Source organism: Mycobacterium sp. E787 (assembly GCF_001668725.1).
In the GTDB taxonomy this organism is placed as follows: Bacteria; Actinomycetota; Actinomycetes; order Mycobacteriales; family Mycobacteriaceae; genus Mycobacterium.
On record NZ_LZKL01000056.1, the window covers coordinates 65,277 to 87,770 of the forward strand.

The window sequence follows — 22,494 nt, forward strand, 5'->3', positions numbered from 1 at the left end:
GGCCTACTTCTTGTTCAAAAAGCCCGCATCGACGGGTAACGCGACGCCGGTGAGGTAGCGGGCCTGGTCGGACACCAGCCACGCCACAGCATTGGCGATGTCTTCGGGCTGCATCACCTGCACCGGCAGCGCGTTGCCCATGTCCGGGGGTACATCGGATCGGGCGATCAAATCGGCCAGCCACTGCCGGGTGAACTCGTTGTTGATCATCGGGGTGTCGACGCCGGACGGGTGGATGGAGTTGACCCGAATGTTTTGTGGGGCAAGAAGATTGGCGTACACGCGCATCAACCCGACCACCCCGTGTTTGGCGGCGGCGTAACCGACGGAGCCGGCGTCGATGCTGGCGATGCCGGCGAGCCCCGCGGCCGAACTGATCAGCACGATCGATCCGCCGGTGCCCTGCTTGGTCATCGTCGGTATCGCGACCTTGATGGTGTTGTAGACGCCGGTGAGGTTGACGTCGATCACGTCGCGCCAGCCGTCGTCGCCGGACTGCATGGGCGCGATCCCGGCGTTGGCCACGACGATGTCGAGGCGGCCGAACTCGTCCAGGCCCGCCTGCAGCGCGGTGGACAGCGACGGCCGGTCGCGGACATCACCCTGGCGGGCGACGATGCGCGCGCCGGTGTCCTCGACGAGCTTGACGGTGGCCGCCAGGTCGTCCGGGGTGGCCAGGGGGTAGGGGACGCTGGCGATCTGCTCGCACAGGTCCACCGCGATCACATTCGCGCCGTCGGCGGCCAGCCGCACGGCGTGCGCGCGGCCCTGACCGCGCGCGGCGCCGGTGACCAGCGCGACTTTGCCCGTCAGTGGCCCGGCCATCAGGCGCGCAGCTGCCCCTTGGCCGGGTCGCCGGCGGGAACCGGCTGCAACATCTTGATGTCCGGCGCCCCGGCCAGGTGCTCGCCCGCCGCCGCGAACATCTTGCCGATCGCGGGCGCGGTGCTGTGCGTCTTGAGCGCCTCTTCGTCCGCCCACTGTTCGACGAACACGAACGTCTCGCCGCTCTGGTGCAGCGAGTACAGCTGGCATCCCGGCTCGTCGTGCACTTCGGAAACCGCGTTGGTGAGGATGTCGCGGACGGTGTCGACCGATTCGGGTTTGACGGTCATGGTGGCGACGACGACGACGGGCATGCGGGGGCCTCCTGGGTGCCTGAGGGGGTGGGCATTCGCCACCCTACTCAGGCACCGCCCGCCGCGGTCGGCGCCCGGCGGTCGTTGCCAGTGTGGCGGGTGGTGTAGATGAGGTGTTTGCGACTACCCTTGGCCCCATGCCCAGTAAGACCGCCGCCCGCTCCGGTAGCCGAACGAGCAGGTCAAAGGCCAGTTCGCGCAGCGGCGGGCCCCGGAAGCCGCGCCCGGCGCCCCGCCGGGCGGCGAGCAGGCCCGCCAGACGCCGCAACCGCTCGCTGCTCGTCGCCACCGGGCTGACCTGCGGGCGGGCCGTGCGCGCCGCCTGGCTGCTGACGGCGCGGGGCGCCGGCGGCGCGGCCCGCTCCATCGGGCGGGCCCACGACATCGACCCCGGACACCGCCGCGACGGGATCGCGCTGGCGCTGCTCGGCGTCTCCGTCGTGGTAGCCGCGAGCTCGTGGTTCGACGCCGCCCGTCCGATCGGCGCGTGGGTCGACACGCTGATCCGAACCTTCATCGGCGCGGGCGTCCTGGCGCTGCCCGTCGTCACCGCCGCGGTGGCCGTCACGTTGATGCGGACCCAGCCCAATCCCGATGCCCGGCCCCGGCTGATCCTGGGCGCAAGCCTGCTCGCCCTGTCGGCGCTCGGCCTGCGGCACCTGTGGTCCGGTTCGCCCGGGGACCCCGAATTGCGCCGTCGCGCCGCGGGATTCATCGGCTTCGCCATCGGCGGGCCGCTGTCGGACGGGCTGACGCCCTGGATCGCCGCGCCGCTGCTGTTCATCGGCTTCATGTTCGGCCTGCTGTTGCTGACCGGCACCACCATCCGCGAGGTGCCCGATGCCGTCCGCGCCATGTTCGGCGGCCGGCTGGTCGGCGGCGACGCCTATGACCCCTATGACCAGGAAGCCGACGAGTTCGACGACGACGAGCAGCCGCGCGAGGACTTCTCCGACGGGTACTACGACGAGTCCGGTGAACCGGAGTCGCAGGCCTGGCCGTCCGCGGCCCCCGCCCCGGCCGCGCTCGGCGAGCCGATCGCCGACGACACGCCCACCATCCCGGAGCCCGGGCGAAGCCGGCGTCGCGCCAAGAAGCCGGAAACCCGGATCGTCGACCGCGTCGTCGAGGGCCCCTATACGCTGCCCTCGCTGACCCTGCTGGTGGCCGGCGACCCGCCGAAAAAGCGCAGCGCCGCCAACACCGTGATGGCCGACGCCATCACCGAGGTGCTCAACCAGTTCAAGGTCGACGCCGCCGTCACCGGCTGCACCCGCGGGCCCACCGTCACCCGCTACGAGGTGGAGCTGGGGCCCGGCGTCAAGGTGGAGAAGATCACCGCGCTGCAGAAGAACATCGCCTACGCGGTGGCCACCGAGAGCGTGCGCATGTTGGCGCCGATCCCCGGCAAGTCCGCCGTGGGCATCGAGGTGCCCAACACCGACCGGGAGATGGTCAGGCTGGCCGACGTGCTCACGGCGCCGTCGACCCGCCGCGACCACCACCCGCTGGTGATCGGGCTGGGCAAGGACATCGAGGGCGACTTCATCTCGGCCAACCTGGCCAAGATGCCGCACCTGCTGGTGGCCGGCTCCACCGGTTCCGGCAAGTCCAGCTTCGTCAACTCGATGCTGGTGTCGCTGCTGGCCCGCGCCACCCCGGAGGAGGTCAGGATGATCCTGATCGACCCGAAGATGGTGGAACTGACGCCGTACGAAGGCATTCCGCACCTGATCACCCCGATCATCACCCAGCCGAAGAAGGCCGCGGCCGCGCTGGCGTGGCTGGTCGAGGAGATGGAGCAGCGCTACCAGGACATGCAGGCCTCGCGGGTGCGCCACATCGACGACTTCAACGAGAAGGTGCGATCGGGCGCCATCACGGCGCCGCTGGGCAGCCAGCGCGAATACCGGCCCTATCCCTACGTCGTGGCGATCGTCGACGAGCTGGCCGACCTGATGATGACGGCGCCGCGCGATGTCGAGGACGCGATCGTGCGGATCACGCAGAAGGCCCGCGCCGCGGGCATCCACCTGGTGCTGGCCACCCAGCGCCCGTCGGTGGACGTGGTGACAGGCCTGATCAAGACGAACGTGCCGTCGCGGCTGGCGTTCGCCACGTCGTCGCTCACCGACAGCCGGGTCATCCTGGACCAGGCCGGCGCGGAGAAGCTGATCGGCATGGGCGACGCGCTGTTCCTGCCGATGGGCGCCAGCAAGACCGTCCGCTTGCAGGGCGCGTTCGTCTCCGACGAGGAGATCCAGGCCGTCGTCAGCGCCTGCAAAGACCAGGCCGAACCCGAATACACCGAGGGCGTCACCGCCGCCAAGCCGACCGGCGAACGCACCGACGTCGATCCCGACATCGGCGACGACATGGACGTGTTCCTGCAGGCCGTCGAGTTGGTGGTGTCCAGCCAGTTCGGCTCGACCTCGATGCTGCAGCGCAAGCTGCGCGTCGGTTTCGCCAAGGCCGGCCGGCTGATGGACCTGATGGAGACCCGCGGCATCGTCGGGCCGTCCGAAGGGTCCAAGGCGCGCGAGGTGCTGGTCAAGCCCGACGAGCTGGCCGGAACGCTGGCCCTGATCCGCGGCGGCAGCGGCGACGGCGACCCGGAGTAGCGCGAACAGACGCAAAAGCGCCCAATTCCTCGGCGTGTCGCGGGCTTTTGTGTCTGCTCGCCGGGCTAGAGCACCAGCAGCATCCGGGAGTTGCCCAGGATGTTGGGCTTGACGTAGCTGAGGTCCAGGAATTCGGCGACGCCGATGTCGTAGGAGCGGCACATCTCCTCGTACACCTCGGCGGTGACGGGCGTGCCCTCGATCTCGGTGAACCCGTGCTTGCCGAAGAACTCGGTCTCGAAGGTCAGCACGAACAACCGCTCCAGCTGCAGCTCGCGGGCCACCTCGAGCAGCCGGTCGACGATCGCGTGGCCGATGCCGTGGCCGGTCATCGCCGGGTCGACGGCGACGGTGCGCACCTCGCCGAGGTCCGACCACAGCACGTGCAGCGCCCCGCAGCCGACCACCCTGCCCTCGTACTCGGCCACCCAGAACTCCTGGACGGCCTCGTAGAGCGTGACGAGGTTTTTCTCCAGCAGGATGCGCCCGGAGTACGTGTCGACGAGTTGTTTGATCGCGGGGACGTCGGACGTTCGCGCGCGCCGGACCACCGGCCGGGGGTCCCGTGAGCTTTCGGTCACGGGTAACAGTATCGGCAACCGGGAGAGGAGCGCTGGTCAACCGTTATTCTTAGGCGGTGTCGGGCCAGCCGCAAACACCGCCGGTGGCAAGCCGCGCCCGCATCGCGAACCTCGCCAACGTGCTGACCCTGCTCCGCCTGGTGCTGGTCCCCATCTTCCTGCTCGCGCTGTTTTCCGCGGACGGCCACCAAATCGCCGGGCGGATAGTCGCTTTCGTGATTTTCGCCGTCGCCTGCATCACCGACCGGTTCGACGGGCTGCTGGCCCGAAACTACGGGATGGCGACCGAGTTCGGTGCGTTCGTCGATCCGATCGCCGACAAGGCCCTGATCGGGTCGGCGCTGATCGGCCTGTCGATGCTCGGGGACCTGCCGTGGTGGGTAACGGTGGTGATCATGACCCGCGAGGTGGGGGTCACGCTGCTGCGGCTGGCCGTGATACGCCGCGGGGTCATCCCGGCGAGTTGGGGCGGCAAGCTCAAGACCGTCGTCCAGGCGTTGGCGATCGGCTTGTTCATCCTGCCGCTGTCGGGGCCTTTCCGGGTGGTGGCGGCCGTCCTCATGGGCATCGCGATCGTCCTGACGGTGGTGACCGGCGTGGATTACGTGGTGTCCACCGCCCGGGCCGTTCGCCAGCAGGCCGGCTGAGCGGGAACCAACTTCACGGCTCGCGGCGTTGACCGTAATGAGTGCCTGCTGAATCTGGGGTTGATACGTGCTGAGCAGGGCTGACTGGACGAAGGAGAGCAGGATGGCGCCATTGATGCGCGAGGTCATCGGCGATGTGCTGCGCCGGGCCCGAACGTCACAGGGCCGGACGCTGCGCGAGATCTCGGATTCGGCGCGGGTGAGCCTCGGCTATCTGTCGGAGGTGGAGCGCGGCCGCAAGGAGCCGTCCAGCGAGCTGCTCAACGCGATCTGCGACGCGCTGGAGATGCCGCTGTCGGCGGTGCTGACCGGCGCCGGCGAGCGGATGGCCAGCGAGGAGAGCGCGGCCTACACCCCGCCGAGCGGCCCCACCATCGACGCCAGCACCAAGGTGGTCATCCCGCCGGTGGCGTCGCTGGCCGTGGCCTGAGGCCTTTCCGGCGCTCGTCGTCACCGGGCTGGCGCCAGGGGTGGGGCGATCGGGCCCGACCCGATAAATTGAGCGGCAGGGCGCTTGTCCGGCATACAAGAAACGAAGGTGGACCCGACTGATGGCCAATCCGTTCGTCAAAGCGTGGAAATACCTGATGGCGCTGTTCAACTCCAAGATCGACGAGCACGCCGACCCCAAGGTGCAGATCCAGCAGGCCATCGAGGAAGCCCAGCGCCAACACCAGGCACTGACCCAGCAGGCGGCCCAGGTGATCGGCAACCAGCGCCAGCTCGAGATGCGGCTCAACCGGCAACTGGCCGACATCGAGAAGCTGCAGGTCAACGTCCGTCAGGCGCTGACCCTTGCCGACCAGGCCACCGGCGCCGGGGACGCCGCCAAGGCCGCCGAGTACAACAACGCCGCCGAGGCGTTCGCGGCCCAGCTCGTGACCGCAGAGCAGAGCGTCGAGGACCTCAAGACCCTGCACGACCAGGCGCTGTCCGCCGCGGCGCAGGCCAAGAAGGCCGTCGAACAGAACTCGATGGTGTTGCAACAGAAGATTTCCGAGCGCACCAAGCTGCTCAGCCAGCTCGAGCAGGCCAAGATGCAGGAACAGGTCAGCGCGTCGCTGCGGTCGATGAGCGAGATCGCCGCGCCGGGCAACACCCCGAGCCTCGACGAGGTGCGCGACAAGATCGAGCGACGGTACGCCAACGCGATCGGTTCCGCCGAACTCGCGCAGGGTTCCGTGCAGGGCCGCATGCTCGAGGTCGAGCAGGCCGGCATCCAGATGGCCGGGCACTCCCGGTTGGAGCAGATCCGCGCGTCGATGCGCGGCGAAGCGCTGCCGGCGGGCGGGACGCCCGCGACTCCGGGGGCGGCCCCGGCCACTCCCGCATCCGCCGAGACCGCGGGCGGGCAAGTCGCCGAGAAGCCCTTTGGCCAGTAACGCCGCGGGGAGCCGGCGATGGCGGTGAAAGCGACCCAACACCGGCCGTGGCGCGCGCTGGTGCAGCGCGGATTCGACACCGCCGCAGACGTTTCCGACCTGGTGGCCCGAAAGATCAGTGCCGCCGCCGACCCGCGGGCACGGCTGCTGCGCCGACGTCGCCGCGCGCTGCGGTGGGGCCTGGTCTGTGCCGCCGGCTGCGTGTTCTGGATAGCGGTCACGGGGCTCCTCGCGGCGTGGGGCTGGTTCGCGCTGCTGCTGCAGGTCACCGGCGCCATTGCGGTGGTGCTGGCGATTCCGGCGACACTGTTGCTGCTTCGCTACCGATGGCTGCGGTCGGAGCCGCTGCCGGCGCAGCGGCCCACCGGCGCCCGCCGGCTGCCGCCGCCCGGTTCGGCGGCCCGCCCCTCGATGTACGCGCTGGGCGCTTCCGAACGCGGGTTCTTCTCGCTGTTGGGCGTGATCGAGCGCGGCTCGATGCTGCCGGCCGACGAAATCCGTGACCTGAGCGCCGCCGCGACCAAGACGTCGGCGGCGATGGCGGCCACCGCCGCCGAGGTGGTGTCGATGGAGCGCGCGGCGCAGTACGCCGAGTCGTCGCGGTCGTACCTGGTGCCCACCATCAACGCGTTCACCGCGCAGTTGAGTGCCGGCGTGCGTCAGTACAACGAAATGGTCACCGCCGCAGCGCAATTGGTGTCCTCGGCGAATGGGGACGGGGCGGCCCCCGCGCAGCAGCGCTACCGCGACGAGCTGGTCGGCGCGACCGATCGACTGATGGGTTGGGCGCAGGCGTTCGACGAGCTCGGCGGCTTGCCCAGGCGCTAGAACGAAGCCCGCAGCGACGGCACCAGCAGCCCGGCCAGGCCGCGCAGCGTCGCCTTGAACATGTCGAAGAAGTCGAAGTAGTCCCGCCACAACGTGATTCGCCCGTCGTGGACCTCGAACACGCCGCACACCCAGAACTGCAGCCGCAGCGGTCCGACGATGAGCGCGTCGGTGCGTTCGGTGAGCACCGCGGCGCCGTCGGAGGCGATGCGGTGGATCTTCACCTCGAAGGCCCCGCGGCCCTCCATCATTGCGAACAGCTTCATCGCCCTGGCGCGCCCGTGGATCGTCGGCAGCCCGACGTTCTCGTAAACCAGGTTGTCGTCCAGTGCGGCGTCGGCGGCCTCCAAATCCGCGTCCTGCAACGCGTTCAGGAAGCCCTCGACCGTGCGAGCGTTCGCGACGCCCGTGCCAGTGAGCTCGGTCATGCTGCCAGCGTAGGCGCATGTGGCGGTCCGGCCGTGTGGCAGGGTAGGGCCGATGCGCGTCGCCGTGGTCGCCGGGCCGGATCCCGGGCATTCGTTCCCCGCCATCGCGCTGTGCCGGCGTTTCGCCGAGGCGGGCGACGAGCCCACGCTGTTCACCGGGGCGGAGTGGCTCGACGCCGCCCGCGGCGTCGGGATCGAGGCCGTCGAGTTGGACGGGCTGGCGGCCGTCGACGAGGACGTCGACGCCGGCGCCCGGATCCATCGCCGAGCGGCCCGGATGGCGGTGCTCAACGTGCCGGCGCTGCGCGAGCTGGCGCCGGACCTGGTGGTCTCCGACGTCATCACCGCGGGTGGCGGGATGGCCGCCGAGCTGTTGGGCATTCCGTGGATCGAGCTCAACCCGCACCCGCTGTACCTGCCGTCGAAGGGGCTGCCGCCGATCGGCAGCGGGCTGGCGCCCGGCACCGGCTTCCGCGGCCGGCTGCGGGACGCCACGATGCGCGCGCTGACGGGGCGGTCCTGGCGCGCCGGCATCAAGCAGCGCGCCGCCGCCCGGCTCGAGATCGGGCTGCCCGCCGTCGACCCGGGGCCGCTGCGCCGCCTCATCGCCACGCTGCCCGCTCTCGAGGTGCCGCGCCCGGACTGGCCCGAGGAGGCCGTCGTGGTGGGGCCGCTGCACTTCGAGCCGACCGATCGGGTGCTGCCCATCCCGCCGGGCTCCGGGCCGGTGGTGGTCGTCGCGCCGTCGACCGCGCTGACCGGGACCGCCGGCCTGGCCGAGGTGGCGCTGGAATGCCTGACGCCCGGCGACACGCTGCCGGCCGGATCCCGACTGGTGGTGTCGCGGCTGGGCGGGGCGGAGCTGACGGTCCCGCCGTGGGCGGTGGTCGGGCTGGGATGCCAGGCCGAGTTGTTGACGCACGCCGACCTGGTGATCTGCGGTGGCGGCCACGGCATGGTGGCCAAGACGCTGCTGTCCGGGGTGCCGCTGGTGGTGGTCCCCGGCGGCGGGGATCAATGGGAGATGGCCAACCGGGTGGTGCGCCAGGGGAGCGGGCTGCTGGTCCGGCCGCTCGCGGCCGACGCCCTGGCGGCCGCGGTCGGCGAGGTGCTGTCGTCGCCCGGCTACCGGGAGGCCGCGCAACGAGCGGCCGCCGGCATCGCCGACGTCGCGGACCCGGTGCGGGTGTGCCACCAAGCGCTGGCGCTTGCCGGGTAGCCGGCTGGGTATGTTGGCTGACGTGCGGCTGACGGAGTTCAACGAGCGGGTTGTCTTGCGATTCGGTGCCACCTACGGCCCGTCTGTGCTCGAAGATCACGTGCTGAGCGGCCTCGACGGCCGCACCGCGGCCCAGGCGATCGAGGAGGGGATCGAACCCCGCGACGTCTGGCGCGCCTTGTGCGCCGACTTCGACGTCCCCCGCGACCAGTGGTGACTGCGCGGCCTGGCTTGTGAATCCGCGGCTTCGGGTGTGAGGCCACGGCGACGACACGCCGACCCGGCCCGCCCTGGTTGCACACCGAAAGCCCTCAACGCACACGGAAGCCCCGCGTCCGGCGTGTCCGCTTGAATCGAACACGTGTTCGGCTACTGTGGTGATCGTTCGGAGGAATCGACTTGTCGGACCCCGCGCCTAGTGTCACGGCCAACCGACCGATACCGGTCATCCGAACACAACGACGATAGGAAGAGGCACCATGACGCAAGCCCCCGACCGCGAGAAGGCTCTCGAGCTGGCGATGGCCCAGATCGAAAAGAGCTACGGCAAGGGCTCGGTGATGCGTCTCGGCGACGAGATGCGTCAACCGATCTCGGTCATCCCGACCGGATCCATCGCACTGGACGTGGCCCTGGGCATCGGCGGCCTGCCCCGCGGCCGGGTCGTGGAGATCTACGGCCCGGAGTCCTCGGGTAAGACCACCGTCGCGCTGCACGCGGTGGCCAACGCCCAGGCCGCCGGCGGCGTCGCGGCGTTCATCGACGCCGAGCACGCCCTGGACCCGGACTACGCCAAGAAACTCGGTGTCGACACCGATTCGCTGCTGGTCAGCCAGCCCGACACCGGTGAGCAGGCCCTCGAGATCGCCGACATGCTGATCCGCTCCGGCGCGCTGGACATCCTGGTCATCGACTCGGTGGCGGCCCTGGTGCCGCGCGCCGAACTCGAGGGCGAGATGGGGGACAGCCACGTCGGCCTGCAGGCCCGCCTGATGAGCCAGGCGCTGCGGAAAATGACCGGCGCGCTCAACAACTCGGGGACCACGGCGATCTTCATCAACCAGCTCCGCGAAAAGATCGGGGTGATGTTCGGCAGCCCCGAAACCACCACGGGCGGAAAGGCTTTGAAGTTCTACGCGTCGGTGCGCATGGACGTGCGCCGGATCGAGACGCTCAAGGACGGCACCAACGCGGTCGGCAACCGCACCCGGGTCAAGGTCGTCAAGAACAAGGTGTCGCCGCCGTTCAAGCAGGCCGAGTTCGACATCCTCTACGGCAAGGGCATCAGCCGTGAGGGCTCGCTGATCGACATGGGTGTGGATCAGGGCTTCATCCGCAAGTCCGGGTCGTGGTTCACCTACGAGGGCGAGCAGCTCGGCCAGGGCAAGGAGAACGTCCGCAACTTCCTGATGGAAAACGCCGATGTGGCCAACGAGATCGAAAAGAAGATCAAGGAAAAGCTCGGCATTGGCGCGGTGGTGACCGATGACCCCTCCGGTGATGTCCTCCCCGCTCCCGTCGACTTCTGAGCCGGCCCGCGAAGAGCAGGCGCGGGCGCTGTGCCTGCGCCTGCTCACCGCGAGGGCGCGCACCCGCGCCGAGCTGTCCGGTCAGCTGGCCAAACGCGGATACCCCGACGACGTCAGCGCTCGGGTGCTCGACCGGCTGGCCGCCGTCGGCCTGGTGGACGACGCCGGGTTCGCCGAGCAGTGGGTGGCATCCCGGCGGGCGAAGGCGGGAAAGAGCCGCCGCGCCCTGGCCGCCGAGCTGCACACGAAGGGTGTCGACAAGGACGTGATCACCGCGGCGCTGGGCGGAATCGACGCCGGGGCAGAACGCGACCGCGCCGAGCAGCTGGTGCGGGCCAAGCTGCGCCGCGAGACGCTGGCCGACGAAGCCAAGGTGAGCCGCAGGCTGGTCGGGATGCTGGCCCGCCGCGGCTACAGCCAGAACCTGGCGGCCGAAGTCGTCATCGCCGAGCTGGCCGCCGAACGGGAACGCCGCCGCGTCTAGGTCAGACGGTGCGACCCGGGGGACTCCCCAGCTCCGCGGGGACCCCACCCGTTTGCGGGGGACTGCGCCCGGCTCCCGCCGCGCCGGCGATCGCCACGACCTGCGGGTTAATCCCGTAAGCCCGGGTCGCCGTAGCATGGCCCCGTGACTTCGACGGCGGCCCGAGATGTTTCGGCGGTGCGTACCTACCAGGTACGCACTTACGGCTGCCAGATGAACGTCCACGACTCCGAGCGGCTGGCGGGGCTGCTGGAGGCGGCCGGCTATCAGCGCGCGGCCGACGGTGCCGACGCCGACGTGGTGGTCTTCAACACCTGCGCCGTCCGGGAGAACGCCGACAACAAGCTGTACGGCAACCTCAGCCACCTGGCCCCGCGCAAGCGCGGCAACCCGGACATGCAGATCGCGGTCGGCGGCTGCCTGGCCCAGAAGGACCGGGACGCGCTGCTGCGCAAGGCGCCCTGGGTCGACGTCGTCTTCGGCACGCACAACATCGGATCGCTGCCGACGCTGCTCGACCGGGCCCGGCACAACAGGGTCGCGCAGGTGGAGATCTCGACGGCGCTGCAGCAGTTCCCGTCGTCGCTGCCCACCGCCCGCGAATCCGCTTACGCCGCATGGGTTTCCATCTCCGTCGGGTGCAACAACAGCTGCACCTTCTGCATCGTCCCGTCGCTGCGCGGCAAGGAGGTCGACCGCAGCCCGGACGACATCCTGGCCGAGGCGCGGTCGCTGGTGGATGACGGCGTGCTCGAAATCACCCTGCTGGGCCAGAACGTCAACGCCTACGGGGTGTCCTTCGCGGACCCGGCGCTGCCCCGCGACCGCGGCGCGTTCGCCGAACTGCTGCGGGCCTGCGGGCGCATCGACGGGCTGGAACGCGTGCGGTTCACCTCGCCGCACCCGGCCGAGTTCACCGACGACGTCATCGAGGCGATGGCGCAGACGCCGAACGTCTGCCCGGCGCTGCACATGCCGCTGCAGTCCGGCTCCGACCGGGTGCTGCGCGCGATGCGGCGCTCGTACCGCGCCGAGCGCTACCTGGGCATCATCGAGCGGGTGCGGGCGGCGATGCCGCACGCGGCGATCACCACGGACCTGATCGTCGGATTCCCCGGTGAGACGGAAGAGGACTTCGCCGCCACGCTCGACGTCGTGCGGCAGGCCCGGTTCGCGGCCGCGTTCACCTTCCAGTACTCCAAGCGGCCCGGCACCCCCGCCGCCGCCCTAGCCGGGCAGGTGCCGAAAGCGGTTGTGCAGGAACGCTACGAGCGGCTGGTCGAGGCGCAGGAGCAGATCTCGCTGGAGGGCAATCGTGCGCTGATCGGTCAGGCCGTCGAATTGCTGGTGGCCACCGGTGAAGGACGCAAGGACGCCCGCACGTCCAGGATGACCGGCCGGGCCCGCGACGGCCGCCTGGTGCACTTCGCCCCCGAAGACGCCGGCGACGTGCGCCCGGGCGACGTCGTCACCACGGTGGTCACCGGGGCGGCCCCGCACCACCTCATCGCCGACGCGGGCATCCGCAGTCACCGCCGCACCCGGGCGGGTGACGCGCATGCCGCCGGGCGGCGCCCCCGCACGATCGGCCTCGGCATGCCCGCCGTCGGGCCGTCCGTCCAATCGCTCGAACCCCTGGGATGTGCCCGATGAAGAAAGAACACGCCGACATCGACGCCCTGCGCAGCGAAATCGACGCCGCCGAACGCCGGGTGGCGGGGGAGATCGATCCCGGCGCAAGGGCTTTGGTGGTCGCGATCCTGGTGTTCGTGCTGCTGGGATCGTTCATCCTGCCGCACACCGGCGACGTGCGGGGCTGGGACGTGCTGTTTTCCACGCATGGCGCCGGCGCCGCCGCGGTGGCGCTGCCGTCGCGGGTGTTCGCCTGGCTGGCGCTGGTGTTCGGCGTGGGTTTCTCGATCCTGGCGCTGATCACGCGGCGCTGGGCGCTGGCCTGGGTGGCGCTGGCGGGTTCGGCGATCGCCTCCGCCGCCGGGCTGCTGGCGGTGTGGTCGCGCCAAACCGTGGCCGCCGGGCATCCCGGACCGGGCGTGGGCCTGATCGTCGCGTGGATCACGGTGATGCTGTTGACGTTTCACTGGGCCCGCGTGGTGTGGGCGCGCACCGTCGTGCAACTGGCGGCCGAGGAGCAGCGGCGCAAGCTCGCCGCGCAGCAGCAGTCGATGACGCTGCTGGACAGCCTGGGCGATCCGGAGGACCGGACGCCGCCACCGACCGAAGGCCAGGACTGATGGTGGCGACCCGCTTCGCCCGGCTACGCCGCGCTCGCGATCGCCGCCGGCTGATGGTGGCGACCCGCTTCGCCCGGCTACGCCGCGCTCGCGATCGCCGCTAGGGCCTGCGGGTCAGCGCCTCGGCGGCCGCATCGGCCCACTGCCGCCACTGCTCGGCGTTGGCCCGGGCCTCGTCGGCCTCCTTGGTACGGCCGGCCGCCGCCGCCTTCCGGGCCTGCTGTTCGTACTGCTCGGCACGGATCCGGAACTGCTCGGCCCGCGCCTGCGCCTGGGGATCCGACCAGTCGGCCTCGCCGGCGTCGCGCACCCGCTTCTCGATCGCGCGGAGGCGCCGCTCCAACTCGGCGGACCGTTCCCGCGGCACCTTTCCGATCGCGTCCCACTTGTCGGCGATGGTTCGCAGCGCCGCCCGCGCGGCGTCGAGGTTGCTGGTGTCGATCCTCTCCGCCTCGGCCAGCAGAGCCTCCTTGGCGGTGGCGTTGGCCTGGAACTCGGCGTCCTTCTCCGCCGTGGCGGCGTTGCGGGCCGTGAAGAAGCAGTCCTGGGCGGCCTTGAAGCGGCGCCACAGGGCGTCGTCGACCTCCCGGGTCGCTCGTCCGGCCGCCTTCCACTCGGTGAGCAGCTTGCGGAATTCCGCGCTGGTGGCCGTCCAGTCCGTCGAATCGGACAATTCTTCGGCGCGCTCGCAGAGCCGCTCCTTGGACTGCTTGACCCCCGACCGCTCCCGGTCCAGCTCGGCGAAATGGGCGCCCCGCCGCCGGTTGAAGGCGTCCCTGGCCGCCGAATAGCGCTTCCACAACGCGTCGTCGACTTTGCGGTCCAGGCCGCTGATCGTCTTCCACTCGTCGAGGATCGCCCGCAGCCGGTCACCGGCGGCCTTCCACTGCGTGGAATTGGCGCCCAGGTCCTCGGCCTCGGCGGCCAGCGCCTCCTTGCGGGCGGTCTGGGCCGCCCGATGCTCCTCGCGTTTCGAGCGGCCCTCGGCGATGGTCGCCTCCGCGTGCTCGAGGAGGCCGGCCAACCGGGCCGAGAGCGCGTCGACGTCGCCCAGGACGGTTGCGGTCGGCAACGTGTCCGCCAGCGCCGAGGCGTTGGCCCGGATCTTGCGCGCGTCCCCGCTGCCCGACGCCAGCCGCTCCTCCAACAGGGTGATCTCGGTGCTCAGGTCGTCGAATCGGCGCCCGAAGTGGGCGAAGGCGGCCTCGCGATCGCCGGCCTGCCAGGAGCCGATGACGCGCTCGCCGGCCGAGCTGATCAGCCAGACCGTGCCGTCGTCGTCGACCCGTCCGAACCGGTGCGGGTCACTGGCCGGGTGGGCCGCCGCCGCATAGGGCGTGGGTCGCGGCCCCGGGCTCACCGGCCGGGGACCGGGACGGGGTCCCGGGCGTGGAACGGGCTTGGGTGAAGCGTCGCCGCCTGGCTCGTCGGCCGTCATCCGCTCGTCACCACCCTTCGTTCGCGCGGTCAGTGTCCCGCGCGCCTGCCGCGCTCAGCGGCGCCTAGTCAACCTGTTCCAACAGTATTCAAGCAGCTTGGCCGACGGCGCGCGCCTACCTTTTGCCGGCGTCCCCGTCGGCGGCGGCCGCCGCCGCGTAACGGTTCGATTCCACAGCCGCTTCGGCCGTAGGGCGCGGTCGCGCCGCCCGGTAGCGTAGCGGGGGCGAGTGGTGGTTCTGGTGGGGCCCGCCGGCCGGTGGCAAGCCGTCGCCGCGCTGTACAAAGGTTTGCTGCGGGCGCACTATTGATCCACCGTCGGGGCCGCTGAGGGCCGTGCGCCCGGCGCGGTCGCACTACAGTGGTCGTGAACTCTGATCGAACTGCACGTGTACACGCATCGTCAACGGGAATGCTGGTCGGAAATGCCGGTGAGGGGGTTCGCATGACGAAAGTCGATGTCGCGGCGCTGATTGCCTTGTGCGCGGCGCTGGCTTCCGCCGTCGGCGACGTGATCCGCCAACGCTCGGCGCACGAGATCACCGACAAGGAAGTCGGCCACCTGGAGCTGTTCCGCATGTCGTTGCGCGACAAGCGCTGGTGGCTGGGCGGCCTCGCGGCGATCGTCAACTACAGCTTGCAGGCCGGCGCCCTGGCGTGGGGATCGGTGGTGCTGGTGACGGCGCTGCAGGTGACCGCGCTGCTGTTCGCGCTGCCGATCTACGCGCGGCTGACCAACTACCGGGTGACCCGCTGGGAATGGGTGTGGGCGGTCGTGCTGGCCGCGGCGCTGGCGGTGGTCATCATCGTGGGCGACCCGCGCTCCGGTCAGGAGCGGGCTTCGGTGTCGACGTGGCTGATCGTGGCCGCGGTGATGGGCCCGGCGTTGGTGTTGTGCGTGGTGGGGGCGCGGATCTGGAAAGGCCGTCCGATCGCGGCGGTGCTGCTGGCGGTGGTGGCGGGCTCGTCGCTGGCGCTGTTCGCGGTGCTGACCAAGGGGGTCGTCGAGGAGGCCGAACACGGCCCCGGCGCGGTGCTGCGCATGCCGGAATTCGTTCCCTGGCTCCTGGTGGCGCTGTGCGGCATGGTTTTCCAGCAATCCGCCTTCCGCGCCGGCGCGCTGACCGCGTCCCTGCCGACCATGACCGTGGCGAAGCCCGTCGTGGCCGGTGTGCTCGGGGTCCTCGTGCTCGGCGAGACGCTCCGGGCCAGCGGGCCCGCGGCGCTGGCGCTGATCTCGTCCGTGGCGCTGGTGTTCATCGCGACGGTGGCGCTGGCGCGGGGCGAGGCCGCCTCGATGGTGGCCGGGACGGGGCGGGACCTGAAAGCCGACCCGCTGCCCGCCGATCCGCCGCCGGAGGAGTCGATCCCGGTCACGGCGCCGGACGGCAGCCCGACGATTACCTAGTGGGGTCCGGATCCCGCTAGGTTTGTGGCGTGCTGGGCGCCATCGCGATTGTTCCCTCCGCGCCGGTGCTCGTGCCCGAGCTGGCCGGGGCGGCTTCCGCCGAGGTGGCCGACCTGACCGCGGCGGTGCTCGCGGCCGCGGCGCTGCTGCCGCCACGCTGGGTCGCCGTCGGCACGGGCAGGGCCGACGAGGCGCTGGGGCCCGACTCCGGTGGCACCTTCGCCGGGTTCGGGGTCGACGTCAGGGTGGGGCTGTCGCCGCAGGCCGACGCCGCCGGCGACCTTCCACTGTGCGCGCTGCTCGCGGGCTGGGTGCGGGGGCGGGCGCGTCCCGAGGCCAGTGCGCGGGTTCGCGTCTATCGCAGCGACCACGACACCGGCACCGCGCTGGCCCGCGGCAGGCAGTTGCGCGCCGAGCTGGACCGCAGCCCGGACGCGGTCGGGGTGCTGGTGGTGGCCGACGGGGCGAACACCCTGACACCGGCCGCGCCCGGCGGCTACCACCCGGACGACGCCGAGGCGCAAGCGGCCCTGGACGACGCGCTGGCCAACGGCGACGTCGCCGCCCTGGCCGCGCTGCCGCCGCAGATCCTGGGACGGGTCGCGTTCCAGGTGCTCGCCGGTCTGGCGGAGCCCGGGCCGCGCTCGGCGAAGGAGCTCTACCGGGGAGCGCCCTACGGCGTGGGCTACTTCGCCGGCTTCTGGCAGCTATGAACCAGCGGCCCCTCGCGATCATCGGGCCCACCGGCACGGGCAAGTCGCAGCTGGCGCTCGACGTCGCCGAACGCCTGGACGGGGAGATCGTCAACGCCGACGCGATGCAGCAGTACCGCGGCATGGACATCGGCACCGCCAAGCTGCCCGTCCCGGAGCGCCGCGGCATCACCCATCATCAGCTCGACGTCCTGGACGTCACCGAGACGGCCACCGTCGCCCGTTATCAGCGGGCCGCCGCCGCGGACGTCGAGGCGATCGCGGCCCGGGGCGCGGTCCCGGTGATCGTGGGCGGCTCGATGCTCTACATCCAGTCCCTGCTCGACGACTGGTCGTTTCCCGCCACGGACCCCGCCGTGCGGGCCCGCTGGGAGGGGCGGCTCGCCGAGGTCGGGGTGGGCGAACTGCACGCCGAGCTGGCCCGCCGCGACCCGGCGGCGGCCGCGGCGATCCTGCCCACCGACGGCCGGCGTACCGTGCGCGCCCTGGAGGTCGTCGAGCTCACCGGCCGCCCGTTCGCCGCCTCGGCGCCGCGCATCGGCGCCCCGCGCTGGGACACCGCCATCATCGGATTGGATTGCGACACAACCATTCTCGATGAGCGATTGGCCCGGCGCACCGACGCGATGTTCGATCGGGGCCTGGTCGACGAGGTCCGCGGGTTGCTGGCGGAAGGCCTGCGCGACGGCGTCACCGCCGCCCGCGCCCTGGGCTATGCGCAGGTGCTCGCGGCGCTCGACGCGGGCGGCGCCGACGAACACCTGCGCGACGCGCGGGAGCAGACCTACGCGGGCACCCGGCGCTACGTGCGACGCCAGCGGTCGTGGTTTCGCCGGGATCACCGGGTGACCTGGCTGGACGCCGCGGACGGGGCGCGCCTCGTCGACGGCGCTTTGGGAGCGTGGCGGCACGTATCCTGACCTGGTGATGTTCGCCAAGGGCCACGGCACGCAGAACGACTTCGTGCTGCTGCCCGACCTCGACGCCGACCTGGCGCTCACCGCCGCCCGGGTGGAAGCGCTCTGCGACCGGCGCCGGGGGCTCGGCGCCGACGGGGTGCTGCGGATCACCACGGCGGGCGCCGCCGTGCGGGTGGGTGTCCTCGAGCGCCTGCCGGACGGCGTCGGCGCGGGCGACTGGTACATGGACTACCGCAACGCCGACGGGTCGACCGCGCAGATCTGCGGCAACGGCGTGCGCGTCTTCGCCCACTACCTGCGCGCCAGCGGCCTGGAACCGCGCGACGAGTTCGTCGTCGGCTCGCTGGCCGGCCCGCGGCCGGTCACACTGCACCACGTCGGCGGGACCGACGCCGACGTCACCGTCGACATGGGCAAGGCCAACCGGGTCGGCAGCGGGCAGGCCACGATCGGCGGCAGGCGGTTCACCGGCCTGGCGGTCGACGTCGGCAACCCGCATCTGGCCTGCGTCGACCCGCAACTGGACGCCGAGGGTCTGGCGGCGCTGGACGTGGCAGCACCCGTGCAGTTCGACCGCGCCCAGTTCCCGGACGGCGTCAACGTCGAGGTGCTCACGGCACCGGTCGACGGGCTGGTCCGGATGCGGGTGCACGAACGCGGCGTGGGGGAGACCCGCTCGTGCGGCACCGGGACGGTCGCGGCCGCCGTCGCCGCGCTGGCCGATGCGGGGGCCGACACCGGGACCCTCACGGTGCGCGTCCCGGGCGGCGACGTCGTGGTGACCATCACCGACGCCACGAGCTACTTGCGCGGGCCGTCGGTGCTGGTGGCCCGCGGCGAGATCAGCGAGGAATGGTGGCGCGCCCAGGAGCGTTAAATCGGGTGCGCTGCACCGATTCAGCGTGCACTATTGCTAATTGCCTATGACACATCCCGAAACTCCCTTTTACGATCAGCCGGATCTCGAGCCCAGCACGGGCGAACTCGCCCTCGAAGACCGCTCGGCGCTGCGCCGGGTCGCCGGGCTGTCCACCGAACTCGCCGACGTCTCCGAGGTCGAGTACCGCCAGCTGCGGCTGGAGCGCGTCGTCCTGGTGGGCGTGTGGACCGAGGGCAGCGCCGCCGACAACCAGGCCAGCATGGCCGAGCTCGCGGCCCTCGCCGAAACCGCCGGCTCGCAGGTGCTCGAGGGACTGATCCAGCGCCGCGACCGGCCCGACCCGTCGACCTACATCGGCTCCGGCAAGGCCGCCGAACTGCGCGAGGTGGTCCTTGCCACCGGCGCCGACACCGTCATCTGCGACGGCGAGCTGTCCCCGGCGCAGCTGACCGCGCTGGAAAAGGCCGTCAAGGTCAAGGTCATCGACCGCACCGCGCTGATCCTGGACATCTTCGCCCAGCACGCCACCAGCCGGGAGGGCAAGGCGCAGGTGTCGCTGGCCCAGATGGAGTACATGCTGCCCCGGCTGCGCGGCTGGGGCGAGTCGATGTCGCGGCAGGCCGGCGGCCGCGCCGGCGGCAGCGGCGGCGGCGTGGGCCTGCGCGGTCCCGGTGAGACCAAGATCGAGACCGACCGCCGCCGCATCCGGGAACGGATGAGCAAGCTGCGCCGCGAGATCAAGGAGATGAAGCAGGCCCGCGACACCCAGCGCAGCCGCCGGCTGGCGAGCGACACCCCGTCGATCGCCATCGTCGGCTACACCAACGCCGGCAAGTCCAGCCTGCTCAACGCGCTGACCGGCGCCGGGGTGCTGGTGCAGGACGCGCTGTTCGCCACCCTGGAACCCACCACCCGGCGCGCCGAACTCGCCGACGGGCGGCCGGCCGTGCTCACCGACACCGTCGGGTTCGTCCGGCACCTGCCCACCCAGCTGGTCGAGGCGTTCCGCTCGACGCTGGAGGAGGTCGTCGACGCCGATCTGCTGGTGCACGTGGTCGACGGCTCCGACGCCAACCCGATGGCGCAGATCAACGCGGTCCGCCAGGTCGTCTCGGAGATCTTTGCGGACATCGCCTCCCATGACGGCAGCCCGCCGCCCGAGCTGCTCGTCGTCAACAAGGTCGACGCCGCGAGCGACCTCACGCTGGCCAAGCTTCGCCACGCGCTGCCCGGCGCGGTGTTCGTCTCCGCGCGCACCGGCGAGGGCGTCGACGACCTGCGCCGGCGGATGACCGAGCTGGCCGTCGCAACGGACACGGCCGTCGACGTGGTGATCCCCTACGACCGCGGTGACCTCGTCGCCCGGCTGCACTCCGGCGGGCGCGTCCAGCAGGAGGAGCACAACGCCGACGGCACCCGCATCCGGGCCCGCGTTCCCGTGGCGCTGGCGGCCAGCCTGCGCGAGTTCGCCGCCGACTGAGCACGCGGCCCCACCCACTGCCGACCAACCGGCTGGTTGGTATATCTTGGGCGGCAGGGTCCCAGTCGCCGAGGTTCAGCGGAGGTCGTCCATGAGTGCTGCCATCAAGTACGAGCGCACGCTTTTCGAGCCTGAGCACGAGTTGTTCCGTGAGTCCTACCGCGCCTTCCTCGACCGCCACGTGGCGCCCTACCACGACGAATGGGAGAAGGCCAAGATCGTCGACCGCGGCGTGTGGCTGGAGGCCGGGAAGCAGGGCTTTCTGGGCATGGCGGTGCCGGAGGAGTACGGCGGCGGCGGCAACCCCGACTTCCGGTACAACACGATCATCACCGAGGAGACCACGCTCGGCCGCTACAGCGGGATCGGCTTCGGCCTGCACAACGACATCATTGCGCCGTACCTGCTGGCGTTGGCCAACGACGAGCAGAAGCAACGCTGGCTGCCCAAGTTCTGCACGGGCGAGATCATCACCGCGATCGCCATGACCGAGCCGGGCACCGGCAGCGACCTGCAGGGCATCAAGACCCGCGCGGTCAAGCAGGGCGACCACTACGTGCTCAACGGCGCAAAGACGTTCATCACCAACGGGATCAACTCCGACCTGGTGATCGTGGTCGCCCAGACCGACCCGGACAAAGGCGCGCAGGGCTTCTCGCTGATCGTGGTCGAGCGCGGCATGGACGGATTCGAACGCGGCCGGCACCTGGACAAGATCGGGCTCGACGCGCAGGACACGGCCGAGTTGTCGTTCACCGACGTGCACGTCCCGGCCGAAAACCTGCTCGGCGAGGAGGGCATGGGATTCATCTACCTGATGCAGAACCTGCCGCAGGAGCGGATCTCGATCGCCATCATGGCCGCCGCCGCGATGGAAGGCGTGCTGGAGCAGACGCTGCAATATGTCAAGGAGCGCAAGGCTTTCGGCAAGCCGATCGGCAGCTTCCAGAACAGCCGCTTCGTCCTCGCCGAGCTGGCCACCGAGGCCACCGTGGTGCGGATGATGGTCGACGAGTTCGTCCGCCTGCACCTCGACCACAAGCTGACGGCCGAACAGGCCGCAATGGCCAAGTGGTACGCCACCGAGAAGCAGGTGCACCTGATCGACCGCTGCCTGCAGCTGCACGGCGGCTACGGCTACATGCGCGAATACCCGGTCGCGCGAGCCTATCTCGACGCCCGGGTGCAGACGATCTACGGCGGCACCACCGAGATCATGAAGGAGATCGTCGGCCGCAGCCTCGGCGTCTAGGAAACGCGTTGCGGTGCAACACAATCGTGTCTTCCGGCGCGGACGGCACGCCGCAACACGCGTGCCACCGGCCGGCCGGCCCGCCAAACAAAGAATGGCCGAATCGGCCATTCCGCCGGGTAGTTCGCTGATCAACCAAGGGCCTCGCGTACCGTCGGCGCATGTGTTTCTCGTATATCGACTGCGTAGTCACACATCGCCACGCCGGCGACCGCGGCGCTGGTGAGCGTGGTCGATCACCGTCCGGGCGCGCTCCGGCATCATTTCGACATCGGCGCGGTCTCCTTTTCCGTACTATTTCCAATTTGACTTCGCATTGCTTGTCGGCCGGGGCAAAGTTATGCGGGCCCGGCGATAATGCGGTTCGTCAGAGTGTTGCTTCCCAGCGGTTCGGGTATGACCCGCTCGCGGGGTCTGCAAGGTGCGGTCATGGCCAGGGATAGGGCCCTATCCATCGGAGGCTTGGTGAACGGGCAGAGAGGTCGAATGCACAAGCTGGTCGGGCGCGCGCTGGTCGGCATTGTGACCACGGTGTTCACGGCCGCCTTGCTGGCGCCGTCCGCCGCCGCATCGCCGATCGGCGACGCCGAAGCCGCGATGATGGCCGCGTGGGAGAAGGCCGGTGGCGACACCTCCCCGCTGGGCCCGCGCAAGGGCGACGTGTACCCCGCCGGCGACGGCTTCGCGCTGGACTTCGACGCCGGCAAGATGTTCTACACCACCGACACCGGCGCCAAATTCGTGTACGGCCCGGTCCTGGACAAATACGAGGCGTTGGGCGGGCCGGTGAGCAGCGACCTCGGGTTCCCGACGATCAACGAGGTTCCCGGCCTGGCCGGACCGGACAGCCGGGTGGCCACCTTCTCGGCCAGCGACAAGCCGGTGATCTTCTGGACCCCAGACCACGGCGCCTTCGTGGTGCGCGGCGCGATGAACGCCGCGTGGGACAAGCTCGGCAGCTCGGGCGGGGTGCTGGGGGCACCGACCGGCGACGAGACGTACAACGGTGAGGTCACGTCCCAGAAGTTCAGCGGCGGCGAGATCTCCTGGAACAGGAAGACCAAGGAGTTCAGCACCAACCCTGCGCAACTGGGCGACCAACTGAAGGGCCTGCAGGTCGCGATCGACCCCGCCGCGGCCATCAACATGGCCTGGCGGGCGGCCCGGGGCGCCACCGGCCCGCTGGGCGCCAAGCAGGGCGGCAACTACCCGATCGGCGGCGACGGGATCGCCCAGAACTTCGCCGGCGGCAAGGTGTTCTTCAACCCGGCCACCGGTGCGAACGCCCTCGAGA

At 70.8% G+C, this 22,494-nt stretch carries 21 protein-coding genes and 2 pseudogenes; 18 read left to right on the top strand and 5 right to left on the bottom strand.

Annotated elements, in window-relative coordinates; genetic code table 11:
* Positions 1-3 precede the first annotated feature (3 nt).
* Together A5705_RS12565 and A5705_RS12570 are read right to left on the bottom strand one after the other, a co-directional pair.
* Positions 4-825 carry a mycofactocin-coupled SDR family oxidoreductase gene (locus A5705_RS12565; protein ID WP_068277785.1) on the bottom strand — a complete coding sequence of 274 codons (822 nt, stop codon included), beginning with the start codon at positions 823-825 and terminating at the stop codon, positions 4-6.
* Positions 825-1,139, bottom strand: coding sequence for a putative quinol monooxygenase (locus tag A5705_RS12570; protein WP_067882577.1), 315 nt, complete (start codon positions 1,137-1,139; stop codon positions 825-827). Before A5705_RS12570 ends, A5705_RS12565 begins: the two co-directional genes overlap by 1 nt.
* Here A5705_RS12570 and A5705_RS12580 point away from each other — a divergent pair.
* Positions 1,138-3,760 (top strand): annotated as a pseudogene (locus tag A5705_RS12580) (DNA translocase FtsK 4TM domain-containing protein). The gene A5705_RS12570 and the pseudogene A5705_RS12580 overlap by 2 nt on opposite strands.
* Before the next feature lie 65 nt (positions 3,761-3,825).
* Here A5705_RS12580 and A5705_RS12585 read toward each other — a convergent pair.
* On the bottom strand, positions 3,826-4,341 hold the full coding sequence (locus tag A5705_RS12585; RefSeq protein ID WP_156738482.1) for an amino-acid N-acetyltransferase: 516 nt from the start codon (positions 4,339-4,341) through the stop codon (positions 3,826-3,828).
* A gap of 56 nt (positions 4,342-4,397) precedes the next feature.
* On the opposite strand from A5705_RS12585, the gene pgsA reads away from it, so the two are divergent.
* The 4 genes from pgsA (at position 4,398) to A5705_RS12605 (ending at position 7,198) form a co-directional block, all read left to right on the top strand.
* Complete coding sequence (gene pgsA, locus A5705_RS12590; protein ID WP_067882572.1) at positions 4,398-4,988, top strand: CDP-diacylglycerol--glycerol-3-phosphate 3-phosphatidyltransferase; 591 nt, start codon at positions 4,398-4,400, stop codon at positions 4,986-4,988.
* A 103-nt stretch (positions 4,989-5,091) separates the two neighbouring features.
* Entirely contained in the window at positions 5,092-5,418 is a 327-nt protein-coding gene (gene clgR, locus A5705_RS12595; protein ID WP_067882570.1) for a transcriptional regulator ClgR, read from the top strand.
* 121 nt (positions 5,419-5,539) lie between these two features.
* Positions 5,540-6,370 (top strand): phage shock protein PspA, encoded by an 831-nt coding sequence (pspA, locus tag A5705_RS12600; RefSeq protein WP_068277790.1) that lies wholly within the window; start codon positions 5,540-5,542, stop codon positions 6,368-6,370.
* Positions 6,371-6,388: 18 nt separating this feature from the next.
* Entirely contained in the window at positions 6,389-7,198 is an 810-nt protein-coding gene (locus tag A5705_RS12605; RefSeq protein ID WP_067882566.1) for a hypothetical protein, read from the top strand.
* Here the strand turns inward: A5705_RS12605 and A5705_RS12610 are convergent.
* Positions 7,195-7,626: a limonene-1,2-epoxide hydrolase family protein gene (locus A5705_RS12610; RefSeq protein WP_067882564.1), complete on the bottom strand. Its 432-nt coding sequence runs from the start codon at positions 7,624-7,626 to the stop codon at positions 7,195-7,197. The genes A5705_RS12605 and A5705_RS12610 overlap by 4 nt on opposite strands.
* A gap of 52 nt (positions 7,627-7,678) precedes the next feature.
* Between A5705_RS12610 and A5705_RS12615 the strand changes: the two genes are divergently transcribed.
* The 6 genes from A5705_RS12615 (at position 7,679) to A5705_RS12640 (ending at position 13,110) form a co-directional block, all read left to right on the top strand.
* Positions 7,679-8,845: a glycosyltransferase gene (locus tag A5705_RS12615; RefSeq protein WP_067882562.1), complete on the top strand. Its 1,167-nt coding sequence runs from the start codon at positions 7,679-7,681 to the stop codon at positions 8,843-8,845.
* 10 nt (positions 8,846-8,855) lie between these two features.
* Complete coding sequence (locus A5705_RS12620) at positions 8,856-9,062, top strand: DUF3046 domain-containing protein (RefSeq protein WP_067882560.1); 207 nt, start codon at positions 8,856-8,858, stop codon at positions 9,060-9,062.
* Between the two features lie 262 nt (positions 9,063-9,324).
* Entirely contained in the window at positions 9,325-10,374 is a 1,050-nt protein-coding gene (recA, locus tag A5705_RS12625) for a recombinase RecA (protein ID WP_067882558.1), read from the top strand.
* Positions 10,346-10,858 (top strand): recombination regulator RecX, encoded by a 513-nt coding sequence (recX, locus tag A5705_RS12630; protein WP_067882556.1) that lies wholly within the window; start codon positions 10,346-10,348, stop codon positions 10,856-10,858. Before recA ends, recX begins: the two co-directional genes overlap by 29 nt.
* 144 nt (positions 10,859-11,002) lie before the next feature.
* Positions 11,003-12,511 (top strand): tRNA (N6-isopentenyl adenosine(37)-C2)-methylthiotransferase MiaB, encoded by a 1,509-nt coding sequence (miaB, locus tag A5705_RS12635; RefSeq protein ID WP_068277794.1) that lies wholly within the window; start codon positions 11,003-11,005, stop codon positions 12,509-12,511.
* Entirely contained in the window at positions 12,508-13,110 is a 603-nt protein-coding gene (locus A5705_RS12640) for a hypothetical protein (protein ID WP_369803369.1), read from the top strand. Before miaB ends, A5705_RS12640 begins: the two co-directional genes overlap by 4 nt.
* A 100-nt stretch (positions 13,111-13,210) precedes the next feature.
* On the opposite strand, the gene A5705_RS12645 is transcribed toward A5705_RS12640, so the two are convergent.
* On the bottom strand, positions 13,211-14,548 hold the full coding sequence (locus A5705_RS12645; protein WP_067882551.1) for a DUF349 domain-containing protein: 1,338 nt from the start codon (positions 14,546-14,548) through the stop codon (positions 13,211-13,213).
* Between the two features lie 444 nt (positions 14,549-14,992).
* On the opposite strand from A5705_RS12645, the gene A5705_RS12650 reads away from it, so the two are divergent.
* The 7 genes and pseudogenes from A5705_RS12650 to A5705_RS12680 form a co-directional block, all read left to right on the top strand.
* Positions 14,993-15,955 (top strand): DMT family transporter, encoded by a 963-nt coding sequence (locus tag A5705_RS12650; RefSeq protein WP_067882668.1) that lies wholly within the window; start codon positions 14,993-14,995, stop codon positions 15,953-15,955.
* Positions 15,956-15,984: 29 nt separating this feature from the next.
* On the top strand, positions 15,985-16,668 hold the full coding sequence (locus tag A5705_RS12655) for a hypothetical protein (RefSeq protein ID WP_068277798.1): 684 nt from the start codon (positions 15,985-15,987) through the stop codon (positions 16,666-16,668).
* Positions 16,665-17,588, top strand: coding sequence for a tRNA (adenosine(37)-N6)-dimethylallyltransferase MiaA (gene miaA, locus A5705_RS12660; RefSeq protein ID WP_068277801.1), 924 nt, complete (start codon positions 16,665-16,667; stop codon positions 17,586-17,588). Before A5705_RS12655 ends, miaA begins: the two co-directional genes overlap by 4 nt.
* A gap of 4 nt (positions 17,589-17,592) precedes the next feature.
* Positions 17,593-18,465 carry a diaminopimelate epimerase gene (dapF, locus tag A5705_RS12665; RefSeq protein ID WP_068277805.1) on the top strand — a complete coding sequence of 291 codons (873 nt, stop codon included), beginning with the start codon at positions 17,593-17,595 and terminating at the stop codon, positions 18,463-18,465.
* A 46-nt stretch (positions 18,466-18,511) separates the two neighbouring features.
* A complete protein-coding gene (hflX, locus tag A5705_RS12670) occupies positions 18,512-19,948 on the top strand; it encodes a GTPase HflX (protein ID WP_067882543.1) in 1,437 nt (478 codons plus the stop codon).
* 91 nt (positions 19,949-20,039) lie between these two features.
* Positions 20,040-21,200 (top strand): acyl-CoA dehydrogenase family protein, encoded by a 1,161-nt coding sequence (locus A5705_RS12675; RefSeq protein ID WP_067882541.1) that lies wholly within the window; start codon positions 20,040-20,042, stop codon positions 21,198-21,200.
* Between the two features lie 465 nt (positions 21,201-21,665).
* Positions 21,666-22,494, top strand: a pseudogene (locus A5705_RS12680) (LGFP repeat-containing protein); the annotation flags it as partial.

What these genes read in the sequence shown, in the direction of transcription:
- A5705_RS12565 (WP_068277785.1), bottom strand. Translation starts at nt 825, where the DNA reads ATGGCCGGGCCACTGACGGGCAAAGTCGCGCTGGTCACCGGCGCCGCG.
- A5705_RS12570 (WP_067882577.1), bottom strand. Translation starts at nt 1,139, where the DNA reads ATGCCCGTCGTCGTCGTCGCCACCATGACCGTCAAACCCGAATCGGTC.
- clgR (WP_067882570.1), top strand. Translation starts at nt 5,092, where the DNA reads ATGGCGCCATTGATGCGCGAGGTCATCGGCGATGTGCTGCGCCGGGCC.
- pspA (WP_068277790.1), top strand. Translation starts at nt 5,540, where the DNA reads ATGGCCAATCCGTTCGTCAAAGCGTGGAAATACCTGATGGCGCTGTTC.
- A5705_RS12605 (WP_067882566.1), top strand. Translation starts at nt 6,389, where the DNA reads ATGGCGGTGAAAGCGACCCAACACCGGCCGTGGCGCGCGCTGGTGCAG.
- A5705_RS12610 (WP_067882564.1), bottom strand. Translation starts at nt 7,626, where the DNA reads ATGACCGAGCTCACTGGCACGGGCGTCGCGAACGCTCGCACGGTCGAG.
- A5705_RS12615 (WP_067882562.1), top strand. Translation starts at nt 7,679, where the DNA reads ATGCGCGTCGCCGTGGTCGCCGGGCCGGATCCCGGGCATTCGTTCCCC.
- A5705_RS12620 (WP_067882560.1), top strand. Translation starts at nt 8,856, where the DNA reads ATGTTGGCTGACGTGCGGCTGACGGAGTTCAACGAGCGGGTTGTCTTG.
- recA (WP_067882558.1), top strand. Translation starts at nt 9,325, where the DNA reads ATGACGCAAGCCCCCGACCGCGAGAAGGCTCTCGAGCTGGCGATGGCC.
- recX (WP_067882556.1), top strand. Translation starts at nt 10,346, where the DNA reads ATGTCCTCCCCGCTCCCGTCGACTTCTGAGCCGGCCCGCGAAGAGCAG.
- A5705_RS12640 (WP_369803369.1), top strand. Translation starts at nt 12,508, where the DNA reads ATGAAGAAAGAACACGCCGACATCGACGCCCTGCGCAGCGAAATCGAC.
- A5705_RS12645 (WP_067882551.1), bottom strand. Translation starts at nt 14,548, where the DNA reads ATGACGGCCGACGAGCCAGGCGGCGACGCTTCACCCAAGCCCGTTCCA.
- A5705_RS12650 (WP_067882668.1), top strand. Translation starts at nt 14,993, where the DNA reads ATGACGAAAGTCGATGTCGCGGCGCTGATTGCCTTGTGCGCGGCGCTG.
- miaA (WP_068277801.1), top strand. Translation starts at nt 16,665, where the DNA reads ATGAACCAGCGGCCCCTCGCGATCATCGGGCCCACCGGCACGGGCAAG.
- hflX (WP_067882543.1), top strand. Translation starts at nt 18,512, where the DNA reads ATGACACATCCCGAAACTCCCTTTTACGATCAGCCGGATCTCGAGCCC.
- A5705_RS12675 (WP_067882541.1), top strand. Translation starts at nt 20,040, where the DNA reads ATGAGTGCTGCCATCAAGTACGAGCGCACGCTTTTCGAGCCTGAGCAC.